We start from the raw sequence: 16317 nt of genomic DNA, 5'->3' as shown, positions 1-16317 counted from the left end.
GTCAGCGGACGAAGCGCACCTCGGTGAGCTCCTCACCGAGGAAGGGCTGCACCTGCGAGGCGCCGTCGAGGGTGAAGCCGTTGCGCGTGTAGAAGCGGTGCGCGCGGGGGTTGTCATCGGCGACCCAGAGGTACACGCCCTCACCGTCGTCGATCGCGGCGTCGAACAGCTGCTGGCCGATACCGGTGCCGTGGTAAGCGTCGAGCAGGTAGATGAAGTACAGCTCGCGCTCGCGCGGAGCGTCGTCGTCGCGCGCCGGGCCCGAGCCGACGAAACCGACGATCTCGCCGTCGACGAGGGCCGCGTGCATGCGGTAATCCTCGCCCTGGGAGGCCCAGTGGGTCCAGAGTTCTGCCATGCGGCGAGGCGAGACGGCCTCGAGGGCGGCCTTGCTGATCAGGTGGTCGTAGGTCTCGTGCCAGCAGGTCGCGTGCACGCGGCCGAGGGCCTCGGCATCCACGTCTCTTACCGGACGGACGACGATGTCGGTTCGGGCTTCCGCAGTCATGGCGCGACTCTACGCGGGCGCTCGTCGCGGGTGAAATCGAGGCGCTCCGGCTCTCGGATGCGCTATACGGCGAGCTGGCCACCTTGTCGCTCGTCTACAACGGGATCGCCGATCCGTGGTCGGATCGCTACGCTCGCCCCTCGTGAACGTCCTCTGGCGCACCCTGCTGGTGCTCGCTCGTGCCCGCCGTCGTCTTCGTCGCGAAGGTCCCATCGATCCGAACACCGTGGCCCGCGTGTCGATCCGCGTCCTGCCCACCGACATCGATCTGCTGCGCCACCTGAACAACGGGCGGTACCTGTCGCTGTTCGACCTCGGGCGGTGGGATTTGCTGACCCGCACCGGTCTGCTCGCCGCGATGACGAAGCAGGGCTGGTACGCGGTGGTCGCCGCCGAGACCATCACGTTCCGTCGCTCCCTCGAGCTCGGGCAGCGGTTCGTGCTCGAGACCCGTCTCATCGGGCACGACGATCGCGCCGTCTACCTCGAGCACCGCGCGCTGGTGAGGGGCGAGATCTATGCCCGGGCGATGATCCGTGCCCGCATCCTCCGCCGTACCGGCGGCACGGTCCCGCACGACGAGCTGTTCGCCGCCGTCGGGCGCCCCGAGGGGCTGCCCGACATCGAGTCGTGGGTGCACGACTGGGCCGCCGGTTCGGCGCTGCCCTCGACGAAGCGTCCGGCGCCCAGCGTGTGGGGGTGAGGGTTCACCCCTCCTACGCGCGGCAGGGCGCGGCGCAGTCGAGACGCGGGGTCGGGGTCACCGGTGCTGAAGACCGGCCCTACCGGCCCAAGCGCGCGTCGAGCCAGGCGACCTGGCGCATCCAGTGGCGGTGGCCGCCGCCCTCGTGGCCGTTGTAGGTGTACTCCTCGATCGCTGCGTCGTCGGAGGCGAGTGCGTGGAACGCCGCGAACACTCCGGACGGTAGAACGATGTCGTCCATGAAGCCGACGGAGAAGTAGGCGGGCGCGCTGATGCGGCGCGCGTGGATGGCGCCGTCGATGTGCGAGAGGGTGTGCAGCGCGCGCTCGGCGTCGTCGCGATGCACCGACAGGTAGCGCGTGATCTCGGTGAAGGGTGCCGACGGCGTGCGGACGATCGCGTTCGGGATGTCGCACAGGAACGGCACGTCGGGCATGACCGCCGCCACCGCATCGCCGCTGAGGGCGGCCGCCGCGATCGACAGCGCCCCGCCCTGGCTGCCCCCGGTGACGGCCACGCGCGAGGGATCGACGCCGGGGAGCTCGCGCACCACATCGACGAGACGTGCGGCGTCGGTGTAGAGGCGGCGGTAGTAGTAGTCGCGAGGGTCGAGGATGCCGCGCGTCATGACACCGGGGAACGCAGCCGCCGAGCCGTGCGGGTCGGGGGTGTCGCCGTTGCTCCAGGTGGATCCCTGGCCGCGCGTGTCCATGATGACGTGGACGTATCCGGCGGCCGCCCACGACAGCTTCTCGCCGGGCAGCCCACGGCCGCCGCCGTAGCCGATGTACTCGACGACGGCGGGGAGGACCTCGTCGCCGTGCGGCCGCACGACCCAGCCGCGGATCTCGTCACCCGCGAAGCCGGTGAACGTCAGATCGTGAACGCTCAGCGCTCTGACGGGGGCCTCGACAGGGGTGAGGGACGCGGGGCGGGCGGACTCCCGGGCCGTGGTCAGGGTCTCGCTCCAGAAGTCGTCGAAACCCGCGGGCTCCACCAGGGATGGGCGGTACTCGCGCAGCAGGTCGAGTGGCATGTCGGTGAAGGTCACGGCCATGGACATCGACAGTAGCGGGCACGGCAACGCCCCGACTCCACGAGGGCGATCGGGGCGTTGCGCGTGCTCAGTTCGTGAGCAGGGTGAGGCCGTAGGCGTCGAGGATCTCGTTCACCGGCTGGAACCAGGTCTGCCCACCACTGCTGCAGTCGCCCCATCCGCCGGAGGTCACGCCCTGGGCTTGATCACCGGCGAGGAGCGAACCGCCCGAGTCGCCGGGCTCGGCGCACACGGTGGTCTCGATGAGACCGTTGACGGTGTCGCTGCCGTACTGCACGGATGTGTCGTAGGCCAGGATCTCGCCGCAGTGCCATCCGGTGGTCGACCCGGACCGGCAGACCGTCGCTCCGACGGGGGCGGGCGTGGAACCCTTGACCGCCACGTTGCCGCCCGACCAGTCGACGACCTCGCCCAGGGGGTTGTGATTCGGGGTGGAGACCCAGGCGTAGTCGTTGTCGGGGAACGACGAGCCCGCGAAGGTGCCGTAGTTCGTACTCTCGCCCTGGCTGCCGCAGTGGCCGGCGGTGACGAAGCCGCCCACGACACCGAAGCCGATCGAGCAGCGGTACATGGTTCGAGATGTAATACGCGATGCCGCCGCGCAGGTCGTCGAAGGTCTGCGGCGTGCCGCCGGCCGTCTCGACGCGCACCGCGTCGGCGTCGACGCCGAGGCCGGTCACGAAGGTGGTCACGCTGGCCTCCGAGCCCGGGAGGGCCTCGACGACGACGTCGTTGGCCGCGACGTCGACGTGCCAGGAGGCGACCCCGGCGGGGCGGTCTGCGGCGCTGATACGCGCGGTGACATCCTCGAGCTCGTTCAGCGAGTGCTCGGCCGCGACCGGAACGGCACCGGCGTTCGCGACGAGGGCGCGGGCGGCCTCGCTGGTCGCGGCGGCGTAGACGGTGCGGCTGCTCTCATCGATCCACGAACCGGCGTAGGCGTCGCCGGCGACAGCCGACGCATCGGCCGTGAGGGTGGCGGCGTCGGCCTGGAAGCGCAGGACGTCCTGCGCGCCGGCGACGTCGGTGCCGAGGGCTTCGGCCATGGCATCGAGCAGCTGCGTCTCGGAGGAGGGGGAGGACGCGGCGGGTGACGGTTGGGCCAGTGCGGGCGCTGCGGCCGCCGAGACGAGGATCAGCCCGAGGGCGGACGCGCCCACGGTCATTTTCGATATGCGGTTCACGGAGTGACCTTCCATCCAGGGGGATAAATGGTGTGGGTACCCGCCGGAAGTAAAACATCGTTGTGGCCGTAAAACGCAGTCGCCCAGCTTTCTTTCAGTTGCCTGTTACTTCTGTGAAGCTTCACATCGACCGCTCGAAACGCACAAAGTGACGCATTCATGCGTTGACTTTGCAGTTGGGAATCTCAGACACTACTCATAGTGAGCGCTCACATTCAGCGCCGCTGCACGCCGGCTGTCAGCCGGCCACCCATCGTCGAGGAGGACGATCATGGTGCTGTCACGACCCCATCTGCCCGGGGGACGGATTCGACGCGCGGGCGCGATCGCCGCAGCCGCCGTCGTCGTTCTGACCGGCCTCGTTCCGGGTGCCGCCGCGTCGGCGGCACCGCTGCCCGCGCCGCTGGCGTCGTACGACTTCGCCGCCACCTCGGGCACCGTCGTTCCCGATGCCTCGGGTCACGGTCGCGATGCGACCGTCGTCGGCGCCGGGGCGACGGTCGAGGGTGACGCCCTGTCGCTCCCCGGCGGCGCGGCGGGTTCGTCGGCGGCGTACGTCGAGCTGCCGAAGGGATTGTTCGACGGCAAGAGCACCGTCACCGTCTCGGCGTGGCTGCAGGACCGCACCGGCTCCGGCAACCAGGCCGCGATGTTCTTCGGCACCACAGAGAACCTCCCCCAGCAGTACTGGCTGCTCAACCCCGCCAATCCGGCCGGTCAGGTCAAGTCGGTCCTCACCGACGGGCCGCGGATCGCCCAGCCCTGGACCCTCGAGCGCGGGATCGCTCCGACTGACGGCACCCGCGGCATCCCGGGTCCTTCCTCGACGTCCGAATGGGCGCTGTACACCACGGTGATCACGCCCACCTCGATCACCTCCTACCTGGGAGAGACGAAGATCGGCACGGTCGCCACCTCGCGTTCGATCGCCGACTTCGGCTCCGGTCTCGTGGGCTACATCGGTCGTTCGTCCTATCCCGATCGCGTGTGGAAGGGCGGCGTGCGCGATGTCGCGATCTTCGACAGCGCGCTCAGCGACGACGACGTCAAGGCGCTCGTCGCGCAGGGCACACCGACGAACGCGCAGGACGTCGACACCGCCGCGAAGGCCCTCTCGATCCCGGATGCCGACGACGTGCGCGGCAACGTGACGCTGCCCACGGTCGGGTCGAACGGCACATCGGTGGCGTGGTCGTCGTCGAACGCGCAGGTCGTGACCCCGACCGGCGAGGTCGCGCGGCCGGCCACCGGGTCGGCGGCCGTCACCGTGACGCTCACCGCGACGGTCGCGAAGGGGTCGAGCGAGACCACGCGCACCTTCGACCTGGTCGTCCAGCCGAAGCCCGCGCAGCAGAAGCTCGAGGGCTACTTCTTCCCGTTCTTCACCGGTGAGAGCACGACAACGGACGAGGAGATCTCGTTCGCCACGAGCCGCGGGAACGACCCGAAGAGCTGGCTGACCCTGAACGACGGCCAGCCCGTGCTCACCTCGGACCAGGGCGAGAAGGGCATCCGCGACCCCTTCGTGATGCGTTCGCCCGACGGTGACCGCTTCTACATGCTGTCGACCGACCTGAACATGTACGACCTCTACAACGGCGACTTCGGCCGCGCACAGGAGGTCGGCAGCCGCACGCTCAATGTCTGGCAGTCCGACGACCTCGCGACCTGGAGCCCGCTCCGGCAGATCACCGTGTCGAGCGAGCTGGCCGGCAACACCTGGGCCCCCGAAGCCACGTGGGACGCCGACCGCGGTGAGTACGTCGTCTACTGGGCATCGAACCTGTACCCGAGCGCGTCCACCGCGGGCCGGAAGGCATCGGACACCTACAACCGCATGATGATGGTCACCACGCGCGACTTCGTCACCTTCAGCGAGCCGCAGCCGTGGGTCGACGTCCAGCGCGGCGCGGGTAAGGGCACGATCGACGCCACCGTCGTGCGCGACGGCGACACGTACTACCGCTTCATCAAAGACGAAGCGTCGATGACCGTGCGCCAGGAGCGCTCGACCTCGCTCACCGCGACCGTATCCGGCTCCCTTCCCACCCCGACCTCCAGCCCCGGCTGGCAGCTCGTGAAGGAGCAGATCGGCGTCGGTCAGCCCAACCCCTGGGGCGGGACGTTCACCAACGGCGAGGGACCCACGGTGTTCCCCGACAACGCCGAGGCCGGTCACTGGTACATGCTCATCGACCAACCGAGCTACCACGGCGGTCAGGGCTACATGATGTTCGAGACCCGAGACATCGCGTCCGGAAATTGGACATCGGTCCTGGATGCCACCCTCCCGGCGCGTCCGCGGCACGGAACCGTCCTGCCGATCACCGCGGCGGAGCAGCAGCGGCTGCTCGCGGCGTACCCGACGGACGAGACCGCGGACTACTCGATCACGGCCGACCCGAACACGGACGGCGCCGAGATCGACGACGCGATGTACGGCGTCTTCTTCGAGGACATCAACAACGCCGCGGACGGCGGCCTGTACGCCGAGCTCGTGCGCAACCGCTCGTTCGAGTTCCTGCCCGTCGACAACCGCGGCTTCACCGGGATGACGGCGTGGACGCCGGTGGCGCTCGGCGGCGGTGCGGGATCGGCGAAGCCGGTCAACGACGACGAGCGCATGAACGAGCGCAACCGCACCTACCTGCAGCTCGATCTGAACAGCGGCGCGGGCACGTACGGCGTCGAGAACGCGGGCTTCGACACCGGAGTCGCGCTGACGAAGGACGGCGTCTACGACGTGTCGTTCTGGGCGCGCACCACCGCGACCAGCGGTACCCCCGTCTCGCTCGCGCTGCGCTCCGCCGACGGTACGGTGCTGTCGAACCCCTTCACCGCGACCGTGGGCGGAGACGGCTGGGTGAAGTACCGCGGCTCCGTGACGGCGACGGCCACGACCGACGCCGCGCGCGTGCTCGTGCAGGCGGCAGGGGCGGGAACGCTCCGGCTCGACGAGGTCTCGGTGTTCCCGCGCGACACCTTCAAGGGCCGCGAGAACGGCCTGCGCAAGGACGTCGCGCAGAAGATCGCCGACCTCCACCCCAAGTTCGTGCGCTTCCCCGGCGGCTGCATCGTCAACGTCAACAGCCACGAGGACTACTCGGCCGACTCGAACTGGGAGCGCGCCCGGTCGTACCAGTGGAAGGACAGCGTCGGCCCGGTCGAGACCCGAGCCACCAACGCCAACTTCTGGGGCTACAACCAGTCGCTGGGCTTGGGGTACTACGAGTACTTCCAGTTCGCGGAAGACATCGGCGCCAAGCCCGTCCCCGACGTGCCGGCCCTGATGAACGGCTGCGGTCAGGCCCTCCAGCCGACAGACCCGGCCCTGCTCCAGCGCCACATCCAGGACACCCTCGACCTCATCGAGTTCGCCAAGGGCGACGTGACGACGACGTGGGGCAAGCTCCGTGCCGACATGGGCCACCCCGCCCCCTTCGCGCTCGACCGCATCGAGATCGGCAACGAGGAGAACTACCCCGAGGCGTTCATGGCGAACTTCGTGCAGTTCCGGGATGCCATCACGGCGAAGTACCCCGACATGATCCTGATCAGCAACTCGGGCCCCGACGCCGAGGGCGCGAGCTTCGAGAAGCACTGGGAGCAGAACAGGGCCGAGAAGGTCGACATGGTCGACGAGCACTACTACCGCGACCCCTCGTGGTTCCTCTCGCACAACCAGCGGTACGACTCGTACGACCGGGGCGGACCCAAGGTGTGGATCGGTGAGTACGCCTCGCGTGACAACCGGTTCGCGAACGCTCTCTCCGAGGCCGCGTACATGACGGGCCTCGAGCGCAACGCCGACGTGGTCAAGATGGCGTCGTACGCGCCGCTGCTGGCCGACACCAGCAACGTGCAGTGGAGCCCCGACCTCATCTGGTTCGACCGCGACCAGGTGTGGGGCTCGGCGAACTACGAGGTGCAGAAGCTCTTCATGAGGAATGTCGGCGACCGGGTCGTTCCGACCACGGCGGGCGGGGATCTGGCATCCACCGCTGTCTCCGGTGCCGTGGGTCTGTCGACGTGGAGCACCTCCGCCCGCTACGACGACGTGAAGGTCACGACGCCCGATGGGAAGACGCTCTTCTCCGACGATTTCGCCGACAAGAACGATGACGGGTGGACGAAGCTCGCGGGCGCCGGATCGTGGTCGGCCGCCGACGGCAGCTACGTGCAGTCGTCGACGACGGCGAACAACACGCTGGTCGCCGGTCCCGCACTGACCGCCACCGACTACGACGTCTCGCTCAAGGCCACCAAGCTCGCCGGCGCCGAGGGCTTCCTCGTGGGCTTCGGCGTGAAGGGGTCGGCCGACTACCTCTGGTGGAACCTCGGCGGGTGGGGGAACACCCGCAGCGTCGTGGAGAAGGCCGTGGACGGGGCGAAATCGATCGTCGCCGATACGGGCACCCCCCGCGTCGAGACCGGTCGGACCTATGACCTGCGCGTGCAGGTACGGGGCGCGCAGGTGACGCTCTTCGCCGACGGCGTGCAGCAGGGCCAGTTCTCCAACACGGCGGTCGAGCCTTTCGCCCAGGTCATGACGAAGGACGAGTCAACGGGAGATGTGATCCTGAAGGTCGTCAACGCCCAGGCCAAGGCGGCGGTGACGAAGGTCGATCTCGGAGGGCTCACGGTGCTCCCGACCGCGGACGTGACGACCCTGCAGGCGGCTCCGACGGCGCTGAACACGGCGACATCGACGCCCGTGGCTCCGAAGACCTCGCGGATGCCGGTCTCGAGCAGTTTCACGCAGTCGTTCGAGCCGTACTCGGTCACGTTCGTGCGGATGCACACGCGTCCGGCCGACAAGACGGTGCCCACGGTGGCCGTGACGGCCGATCCGATCTCGCCCGATGGAGCCGACGGGTGGTACGTGTCGCAGCCGACGATCACGGCTTCGGCGACCGACGACCTCGACCCGGCGCCGCGCCTCGAGTTCAGCGCCGACGGGGGGACGACCTGGGCGACGTACACCGGCGCGGTGACCCCGGCGGAGGGGACGTGGAACCTCGCGTTCCGCGCGACGGACGCCGCGGGCAACGTCTCGGAGTCGGTGACCGCGGCGGTGAGGATCGATCGCGCCGCCCCGGCGACGACGGCGACGGTGGATGCCGCGGCCCGCACGGTGACACTCCTCGCGAGCGACAGCGGGTCGGGAGTCGCGCGCCTGGAGTACCGCGTCGGCGACGCAGCGGCCTGGACGACCGCGTCCGGGGAGCGGGCGGTCGCGAGCGTCGGTGCGGGCGTGACCACCGTGTCGTACCGGGCGGTGGACGTGGCCGGCAACGTCAGCGGGATCGGATCGACCTCTGTCGGCGCGAGCGCGGGAGACCCGACTCTGTCGGTCTCGGGCGACCTCACCGCCGGCGGGGTCATCACCGTGTCGGGCACGGGCTGGCCGGCGAACGCCGACGGTGAGCTCGAACTGCGCTCCACTCCGGTCCAGCTGGGCACGGTCCGCACCGACGCCGCCGGGGCGTTCCTCGTGAACGTCACGCTCCCCTCGGACAGCCCCGCGGGCGTCCACCGGGTGATCGCGCGCATCGGCGGCGTCGAGGCCGCGGTGGGTATCGAGGTCGCGGCTGCCGCCACGGGCACCACCCCCGTCGTTCCCCCGGCTCGGGACGACGCCGCAGATTCGAGCGCGGCACCGCTTGCGGTGACCGGTGGTGCGGTCTCGGGCGCGGCCCTCGCCCTGGGACTGCTCGCGGTCCTGGTCGGGGCGGCCCTGAAGCGCCGCCGCCGGGCGATCAGCTGACGACGGAGTCGAACGATGCCCCGGCCGTCGCAAGGCGACCGCGGCATCCCGAACAGGGGACTGGCAAAGACGATGCCCCGGCCGCCGTGAGGTGACCGCGGCATCCCGGACAGGAGACGGGAAAAACGGTTCCCCGGCCGCGGTGAGGTGACCGCGGCATCCCGGACAGAAGATCGAAAAAACGGTGCCCCGGCCGCCGTGAGGCGACCGGGGCACCGGGGTACCGGGAGGGGATCAGCTGGTGAGCAGGCGCAGGCCGTAGGTCTGCAGGATCTCGTTCACGGGCTGGAAGTACGTCGTTCCGCCGCTCGAGCAGTTGCCCGAGCCGCCCGAGGTGACGCCCTGGGCCTGGTTGCCGGCGAGCAGCGAGCCGCCGGAGTCGCCGGGCTCGGCGCAGACGTTGGTGCGGATGAGGCCCGAGACCGATCCTTCGGCGTAGCGCACCGTGGAGTTGTAGGCCTGGATCTGGCCGCAGTGCCAGCCGGTGGTCGAGCCCGAGCGGCACACGGTCGCGCCGACGGCGGCGGCGGTCGAGCCCTTCACGGCGACGGAGCCGCCGGAGTAGTTCGACACCGAGCCGACGGGGGTGTGGTTGGGCGTGCTGACCCAGGCGTAGTCGTTGCCGGGGAACGAGGAGCCCTGGAACGTGCCGTAGGTGGTGCTGTCGCCCGCGTCGCCGCAGTGGCCGGCGGTGACGAAACCGCCCTGCACCGCGAAGCCCACCGAGCAGCGGCTCTGGTTGTTGATGTTGTAGGCGATGCCGCCCTGGATCGTCGCGAAGGTCTCCGGGGCCTCGGCTCCGGTCTCCAGGCGCACGGCGCCCGCGGGGGCGTCGAGGGTCGCGACGAAGTCGGCCGCGGCCTGGTCGCCGCCGGCCACCACGTCGACGACGAGGTCGTTCTGCTCGACGTCGATCCACCACGAGGGGATCGCATCGGGAACGGGGCTCGCCGCAAGCTTCGCGGCGAGCGCCTCGAGGTCGTCGAGGGAGTGCTCCGCGGCGACGGGGACGGCGCCCGCTTCTGCGGCCGCTTCGCGAGCGGCATCCGTGGTCGCCGCGGCGTACACGGTGCGCGTCGACTCGTCGAGCCAGGTGCCGGCGAAGGCGTCGCCCGAGACGGCGGCGACCTCGTCGGCGGTCCCGGCCGCGTCGGCCTGGAAACGCAGGACGTCCTGCGCTCCGGCCACGTCGGTGCCGAGGTCGGCCGCCATCGCTTCGAGCAGCTGGGCGTCGACTCCGTCGACGGCCGCGCCGGGCGATGACGTGGGGGTCTGCGCCAGCGCGGGAGCGGTGGCGGCGGTGGTCAGGAACAGGCCGAGAGCGGTGGCGCCCACGACGGTCTTCGATATGCGGTTCACGTGGAGTGACCTTCCATCCAGGGGGGATAAATGGCGGGGTACCCACCGCCATGAAAACACGACCCGGACGAAAAGCGAAGGAATTCCTGTGAATTTCTGATCAGAGTGCAAATATGTCGCCCATTCGGGGGACACGCGATTCGGTCCCCGTGAGCTGCGACCCGGCCGCCGATCCGCGGGTTGCGCGGCGGGCCGCCGAGGTGCCGCGCACGCGCTAATTAGGCTGACGGGCATGAGCACGAACGACCCCGGCGCCCCCGTTCCCGCGCTCTCTCCGGGCCTTCCGGCCCGCGCCGCTCGCGTCGCCTCGACGTTCTCTCGACGAACGGCCCCCACCGCCGCGCCGCGTCGTGGCGAACTGCCCGCCGATCCCGCCGCCGCGGCGTTCCTGGCCGCAGCGGTCGACGGCGTCTCCCGTCCGGAGTCGCTGACCTCGGCCGCCTCCGCGCTGCACCGGCTCGCCGGCGACCTCCCCGCGTCCCTCCCGTGGTTCGTCCGCGGTGCCCTGCAGCTCGGCGGAGCCGTCGCGCCCGTCCTGCCGAGTCCCGCCGTACCCCTCGCTCGCCGCGCGCTGCGCGACCTCCTCGCCGCCCTCGTGCTCGACGCGCGCCCCGAGCGGCTCAGCCCCGCGCTCGATGCGCTCGGCTCACCGGTCGAGGTGCGCCTCGTCGGTCCCGCCGTCGTGGGCGACGCGGGTGCGCGACGCCGGGTCGACGGCATCCGTTCGCTCCTCTCCCGCGAGGACGTCCCGCGGGTCTGTCTCGCGATCTCCGATGTCGTGGTCAAGCCGTCGCCGTGGGCCTTCGATGCCGAGGTCGAGCACGCGGCCGAGCGGCTGCTGCCGGTCTTCCTCGATGCGCTCGCCGCGCGCACCCACGTCACCCTCGTCGTCGAAGGACGCGACGACCTCGATCTCACCGTCGCGGTGCTCACCCGCGTGCTCGAGGAGCCGCGCCTCACCTCGCTCCGGGCCGGTGTCCAGCTGCCCGCGGCGGTCGCCGAGGTCCCCGAGGCCGTCCGGGAGCTGTCGGCGTGGGCGCGCGTGCGCACCTCCGCGGGTGGCGCCCGCCTGACGCTGCGCCTGAGCGATGCCCCCATCGAGACCCCGGATGCCGTGTCGGCGGCGCGCCACGGGTGGCTCGCCCCGGCGGTCACGGCTCGAGACGACGTGGATGCCGCCCTCGTGCGCGGCCTGCGCGAGGCCCTGAGCACGAGGGGGATCGAGGGTTTCGCGGTGGAACTTGCGACCGCCGACCCCGAACGTGCCGCCCTCGCCCTGTCTCTCGCGACCGAGGCCGGGGCCGAACTCGCGCTCGCCGTGCCGCACACCGCGCCGTGGACACCGGGGGAGGGGCGCCTGTGGACGGCGCCGACCGCGTACCCCGACGATGTCGATGCCGTCGTCGCGCGCCTCGCCGCCCGTTACGCGATCGAGGTGGCCGGTTCCCCCGACCTGCCGCTGGCGGTGCCCGCGTCGGAGGATGAGCCCGGCGAGAGCACGCCCGAGGACGCCCCCGAGACCGCATCGATCGCGGCCCGCGCTCGACGCGCCCTGGCCGCAGCCGACCTTCCCTCGCCCGCCGTGCGCGCTCCGCAGCGCGACACCGAGGCCGATCCGGCGATCCTGCGCGAGCGCCCGGCCGACGACGCCGCCGAGCCCGGACTCACGCAGGCGGTGCTGGGCATCGCGCGCGAGGCCGCGGCATCCGCCGACACCTCCGCTCTGGGCCCCGACGTGCAGCAGATGCTGTTCGGCGGACAGGCCTTCGTCGACACCGCCGTGTTCTCGGCTCGCGAGAGCGCGGAACTCGCGGGCGGCGCACCCGGGTTCCGCAACGTGCCCGACACCGACCCGACTCTGGCCGCCGACCGCGCCTGGTCGATGGCCGCCCTCGGCCGCGTCGCCGGTTCGACCGCCGGAGACGCCACGGCCGCCGCGGGACGCATCGACGACGAAGCGGGGCTCGACGCGGTGATCGACCGCGTGCGCACCGCCGCAGAGCCCTGGGGTGCGCTCGCCGCCGCCGACCGGGCCGCTGTGCTGCAGTCGGTCGCACGCAGCCTCGAGCAGCGCCGGGGCGAGCTGATCGAGGTTCTCGCCTCCGAGGGCGGGGCTCTGCTCGCCGAGGCCGACGCCGAGGTGAGCCAGGCCGTCGACGCCGCCGCGTACTACGCCGCCACCGCGAAGGAGCTCGATCGCGTGCCCGGGGCCGTGTTCGTACCCGATCGGCTGAGCGTCGTCGCCCCGCGTTGGAACGCCCCGGTCGGGCTCTGCGCCGCCGAGGCCGTCGCCGCGCTGGCCGCCGGATCCGGGGTGCTGCTCACGCCCTCGCCGCGCGCACGGCGCTGCGGAGCCGTCGTGGCCGAGGCTCTCTGGGCGGCGGGGGTGCCGCGCGACGTGCTCGCCTATGTCGATCTCAACGAGGACGCCTCGGGCCGCGCGCTCATCGCCCACCCCGGCGTCGACCGCGTGCTGCTGGCGGGAGCCCGGACGACGGCCGAGCGCTTCGCCGCCTGGCGACCGGCCCTGCCCGTGCAGGCGCTCACCGCCGGGCGCAACGTCGCGATCGTCGCCCCCTCCGCCGACGTGGACGCCGCCGTCGCCGACATCGTCGCCGGCGCCTTCGCCCGAGCGGGCCAGGCCGCCACGGCCGTGTCGCTCGTCATCCTCGTCGGGGCGGTCGGCCGCTCGCCGTGGTTCACCGAGCAGCTCAAGGACGCGGTCTCGTCGTTGCGCGTGGGTCCCGCCGACGACCCGCTCTCCGACATCGGTCCGCTCGTCGAAGAACCCGCGGGCGAGGTGCGACGCGCCCTGACCGTCCTCGGCGACGGCGAACGCTGGCTCGTGGAACCGCGAGAGCTCGACCTCGGACCCGACACGGCCGGCCGCTTCTGGTCACCGGGCGTGCGTACGGGCGTCACCGCAGGGTCTCACCTCACCCGGGCCGCGGTCGCGGCGCCGGTGCTCGGCATCCTGCACGCCCCCACCGTGACACGCGCGATCGAGCTGCAGAACGCGATCGGCTCGGGCTTCGTCGCCGGTCTCCACACCCGCGACGAGGCCGACCTCGAGCTCTGGCTCGACACCGTCGAGGCCGCCGTGCTGCGGGTCAACCGTCCCTCGACGGGGGCCGTCATCCAGCGCGAGCCGCTCGGCGGGTGGGGCGAGGCGTCCGTGGGCGACGGGGCGATGTCGGGAGGACCGAACCGTCTCGTCACCCTCGGATCGTGGCGGCCGTCGTCGGGAGGGGCGTCGTCGTCGACCCTGCACCTGCGCGGACTCGACTCGCGCATCACGGCCCTGATCGAAGCGGCCCAACCGACCCTGTCGTACGAGGCGTTCGACTGGCTCCGTCGGGGCGCTCTCGCCGACGCCGTCGCGTGGGATCGCGAGTTCGGCCGCGTCCGCGACGTGTCGCGCCTGGTCGTCGAACGCAACCTCCGGCGTTACCGTCCGGTCGATGTCGCCGTGCGCGCCACCGCCGACGCCGCGTGGGAGGCGGTGCTGCGCGTTCTGGTGGCCGCGGTGCGCTCGGGCTCGGCCTTCAGCCTCAGTACCCCGGTGGGTCTTCCCGCCGCCGTCCGACACCTGCTGGGCGACAGCGGGGTCGCGGTCTCGGTCGAGAGCGACGCCGAGTGGTTGCAGCGTCTGGCGGGTGGCATCCCGGATGCCGCCGACGGCGATGCCGAAACCCTCGTCGTCGCCCCGCGCCCCGGGCGCCTGCGCCTCGTGGGCCCCGCCGAGACGGTGGCGACGCTGCGCGCGGCCGTTGCCGAGACGGTCGCGGGCGATGTCTCGCTCACCGTGTACGCGGACGAGGTCACGACGGCCGGCCGCCTCGAGCTGCTGCCGTTCCTGCGCGAGCAGGCGGTGTCGATCGGCGCGTTCCGCTTCGGCGCCGTCGACGCATGGAGCGCATCGGTCATCTGACCGGCCCGGCGCTCCGCGCCCGACCCGCGCTCTGCGCCCACGGCGGCCTCGCCGAACGACCGCGCCCTCGGCGGTACGGCGTCTCCGCGAGGTTTCGAAAACGTTTAGCGCGGCGCCCGCGCCGGGGTACCGTCGTCGAAACCGCGAGGAGCACCGATGACCGCTGCCCGACTGACCGTCGACCCCCGTTTCGCGATCGGCCCCGTGCGCCGGCGCCTGTTCGGGGGGTTCGTCGAGCACCTCGGCCGCCACGTCTACGACGGCCTCTACGAGCCCGACCACCCCGAAGCCGACGAGCGCGGGTTCCGCCGCGACGTGATCGCGCTCGTCCGAGAACTCGGGGTCTCGACGATCCGCTACCCCGGTGGCAACTTCGTCTCGGGCTTCCGGTGGGAGGACAGTGTCGGGCCCCGCGCCGAGCGGCCTCGTCGCCTCGACCTCGCGTGGCACTCGACCGAGACGAACGAGGTCGGCCTGCACGAGTTCTCGGACTGGCTCGAGGCCGTCGGCAGCGACCTCATGCTCGCGGTCAATCTCGGCACGCGCGGCACGCTCGAGGCGATCGACCTGCTCGAGTACGCCAACGTCCCGGGTGGGTCGGCGCTGTCGCAGCAGCGCATCGACAACGGCCGCGCCGAACCGTTCGACGTGCGCGTGTGGTGCCTCGGCAACGAGATGGACGGCCCGTGGCAGCTCGGCCACCGCTCCGCCGACGACTACGGAAAGCTCGCCTCCCGCACGGCGAAGGGCATGCGCCAGCTCGACCCCTCGATCGAGCTCGTCGTGTGCGGCTCGTCGGGTGCGCAGATGCCCACCTTCGGCGAGTGGGAGCGGGTGGTGCTCGAGCACACCTACGACGACGTCGACATGATCTCGTGCCACGCCTACTACCAGGAGCACGACGGCGACGCGGCATCCTTCCTCGCCTCCGCCGTCGACATGGATCGCTTCATCGAGGCGGTCGTCGCCACCGCCGACCACGTCGGCGCGGCGCGCGGCAGCACGAAGCGCATCGGCATCTCGTTCGACGAGTGGAACGTCTGGTACATCGACCGCGTGGATGCCGTCAAACCCACCGCCATCGACGACTGGCCGGTCGCCCCGCGCCTGCTCGAAGACGTGTACTCCGTCCTGGATGCCGTGGTCTTCGGCAGTCTGCTCATCTCGCTTCTGAAGCATGCCGACAGGGTGGCGTCGGCGTCTCTCGCTCAACTCGTGAACGTCATCGCGCCGATCATGACCGAGCCCGGCGGCCCCGCCTGGCGCCAGACGACCTTCTTCCCCTTCGCGATCTGCTCGCGCCTGGCTCGAGGGCGAGCGGTGCGACTGCCCCTCGAGGCCCCGACGCTCGACACCGCCCGCTACGGGACGGTGCCCGCGGTGGATGCCGTGGCCACCGTCGACGACGAGGCCGGAACCGCCTCGGTCTTCGTCGTCCACAGGGGGCTCGAACACCCCGTCGCCGTCGATATCGACGTCAGCGCCCTCGGCGAGGTGGAGGTCGTCGAGACCCACCTCCTCCACGACGACGATCCCGGTGCCGCGAACACCCTCGACGAGCCCGAGCGGGTGCGGCCGCGGGCGGTCGAGACGCGACTGGTGAACGGCATCCTGTCGGTGTCCCTCCCGCCCGTCGCGTGGATCGCGCTGTCGCTGCGGCGCACGGGCTGAGGGACGCGGGTCTCGCGGGACGACCCTCTTCGCGTGCGCAAGGCGCGACGCCCGGGCTTTCTCATGGGACCACCGGCGGCAGGGCGGACCGCCGCGCCGCGCCGCTCGCCTCCCCGCGCACGCGCGTGCGAGAATGA

The 16317-nt window shown here is 71.4% G+C and carries 8 protein-coding genes and 1 pseudogene; 4 read left to right on the top strand and 5 right to left on the bottom strand.

What is annotated here, in order from left to right:
- Position 1 precedes the first annotated feature (1 nt).
- A complete protein-coding gene (locus QE454_RS04490; protein ID WP_267788390.1) occupies positions 2-508 on the bottom strand; it encodes a GNAT family N-acetyltransferase in 507 nt (168 codons plus the stop codon).
- A 142-nt stretch (positions 509-650) separates the two neighbouring features.
- Here QE454_RS04490 and QE454_RS04485 point away from each other — a divergent pair, with 142 nt between their 5' ends.
- A complete protein-coding gene (locus tag QE454_RS04485; protein WP_267788389.1) occupies positions 651-1211 on the top strand; it encodes an acyl-CoA thioesterase in 561 nt (186 codons plus the stop codon).
- Positions 1212-1290: 79 nt separating this feature from the next.
- Here the strand turns inward: QE454_RS04485 and QE454_RS04480 are convergent, their stop codons facing one another.
- The 3 genes and pseudogenes from QE454_RS04480 to QE454_RS17235 form a co-directional block, all read right to left on the bottom strand.
- A complete protein-coding gene (locus QE454_RS04480) occupies positions 1291-2268 on the bottom strand; it encodes an acetylxylan esterase (RefSeq protein WP_307457675.1) in 978 nt (325 codons plus the stop codon).
- A 67-nt stretch (positions 2269-2335) separates the two neighbouring features.
- Positions 2336-2839, bottom strand: coding sequence for a S1 family peptidase (locus QE454_RS04475; protein ID WP_309668538.1), 504 nt, complete (start codon positions 2837-2839; stop codon positions 2336-2338).
- A 145-nt stretch (positions 2840-2984) separates the two neighbouring features.
- Positions 2985-3314: pseudogene (locus tag QE454_RS17235) on the bottom strand (alpha-lytic protease prodomain-containing protein); the annotation flags it as partial.
- Between the two features lie 409 nt (positions 3315-3723).
- Between QE454_RS17235 and QE454_RS04465 the strand changes: the two are divergent.
- Positions 3724-9219: an alpha-L-arabinofuranosidase C-terminal domain-containing protein gene (locus QE454_RS04465; RefSeq protein ID WP_307457681.1), complete on the top strand. Its 5496-nt coding sequence runs from the start codon at positions 3724-3726 to the stop codon at positions 9217-9219.
- 234 nt (positions 9220-9453) lie between these two features.
- On the opposite strand, the gene QE454_RS04460 is transcribed toward QE454_RS04465, so the two are convergent.
- The gene (locus tag QE454_RS04460) at positions 9454-10578 is read right to left on the bottom strand and encodes a S1 family peptidase (RefSeq protein WP_267788380.1); all 1125 of its coding nucleotides are present in this window, start codon (positions 10576-10578) and stop codon (positions 9454-9456) included.
- Positions 10579-10810: 232 nt separating this feature from the next.
- Here QE454_RS04460 and QE454_RS04455 point away from each other — a divergent pair, with 232 nt between their 5' ends.
- Both QE454_RS04455 and QE454_RS04450 read left to right on the top strand, forming a co-directional pair.
- The gene (locus tag QE454_RS04455; RefSeq protein WP_307457685.1) at positions 10811-14509 is read left to right on the top strand and encodes an aldehyde dehydrogenase family protein; all 3699 of its coding nucleotides are present in this window, start codon (positions 10811-10813) and stop codon (positions 14507-14509) included.
- Between the two features lie 156 nt (positions 14510-14665).
- Positions 14666-16180, top strand: coding sequence for an alpha-N-arabinofuranosidase (locus tag QE454_RS04450; protein WP_307457689.1), 1515 nt, complete (start codon positions 14666-14668; stop codon positions 16178-16180).
- Positions 16181-16317 lie beyond the last annotated feature (137 nt).

It is taken from the genome of Microbacterium sp. SORGH_AS_0454 (assembly GCF_031453395.1).
Taxonomy (GTDB): Bacteria; Actinomycetota; Actinomycetes; order Actinomycetales; family Microbacteriaceae; genus Microbacterium.
This window is presented reverse-complemented; position numbering and strand designations above follow the sequence as displayed.